The sequence below is a fragment of the Oleiphilus sp. HI0067 genome (assembly GCF_001635735.1).
The window spans coordinates 1-1331 of the sequence record NZ_LWFI01001470.1 but is presented as its reverse complement, the minus strand read 5'-3'; the positions used below and the strand labels follow the sequence as shown (position 1 = coordinate 1331).

Genomic DNA, 1331 nt, shown 5'->3' with positions numbered 1-1331 from the left:
CATTCGAGAAGGCCGCGACATTCTAGGTCAAGCGCAGACAGGTACTGGTAAAACAGCTGCTTTCGCTCTTCCAGTGCTTTGTGAAATTGAAGCGAAAAGCTCACTACCTCAAGTTTTAGTTCTCGCGCCTACTCGCGAGCTAGCGATTCAAGTCGCAGAAGCATTTGAAAGCTATGCGAAATACTTACCTGGCGTAAATGTTCTGTCGATCTACGGTGGACAGAGCTACAGCATACAACTGCGTCAACTCAAACGCGGAACGCAAATTGTTGTAGGAACACCGGGTCGTGTAATGGATCATATGCGTCGCGGGACTCTTAAGCTAGACAACCTAAAAACACTGGTGCTGGATGAAGCCGATGAAATGCTACGCATGGGTTTCATTGATGATGTTAATTGGATTTTAGAGCACACACCTGAATCTCGTCAGATTGCATTGTTCTCTGCAACGATGCCTAAAGAGATCAAACGTGTTGCCGATGCGCATCTTAATAATCCTGCGCACATAAAAATTGCATCTAAAACAGCTACAGCAAGTACTGTTCGCCAACGTTACTGGATTGCTCAAGGACTCAATAAATTAGATGCGTTAAGCAGGATTCTAGAAGTTGAACCTTTTGATGGCGTTATCATCTTCGTCAGAACTAAGGTTGCGACAGAGGAGTTAAGCACAAAACTTCGTGCCCGCGGATTTTCTGCAACCGCACTGAATGGTGATATTCCACAAGCAAGCCGTGAGAAAACTGTCGATAAGCTAAAAAAAGGCGACATCGATATTCTTGTTGCAACGGACGTTGTTGCTCGAGGTTTAGATGTTGACCGCATCAGCCATGTTGTAAACTATGACATTCCATACGACACAGAAGCTTATGTTCACCGTATCGGTCGAACTGGGCGCGCAGGTCGTTCAGGGGACGCTATTCTGTTCGTCGCACCACGCGAAAAACGCATGCTACGTGCTATCGAAAAGATTTCAGCAAAGTCGATCGAACGCATGGAAATACCAAGCGCAGCTAAAATCAATGAGTTGCGTATCGAGCAATTCAATCAGCAAATTATGGAAACGATCGAGTCTAGCGATTTAAGTTTCTACCAAGAATTAATCGAAAAACTAATCGACGCACGTCATGCAGATCCAATAGTCGTTGCAGCGGCACTCGCTAAGCTTTCTCAAGGCGGCAGAAACTTATTGCTTGACCCTAAATCAGATCGAGCGATGCAAGATGCTGAGAGCAGAGATAGAGATCGCAGCAAAGGCGATTCAAAATCGATTAAAGAAGGGCCGATTCGACCTCTTCAAAAATATCCAGATGTAGAATTAACTCGCTACA

General features: G+C 45.2%; 1 protein-coding gene. It reads left to right on the top strand.

All coding sequences use genetic code 11. The features are described from left to right. Positions 1 to 1331, top strand: a 1331-nt coding sequence (locus tag A3739_RS23910; RefSeq protein ID WP_068503083.1) for a DEAD/DEAH box helicase, incomplete at both ends; no start/stop codon positions are given.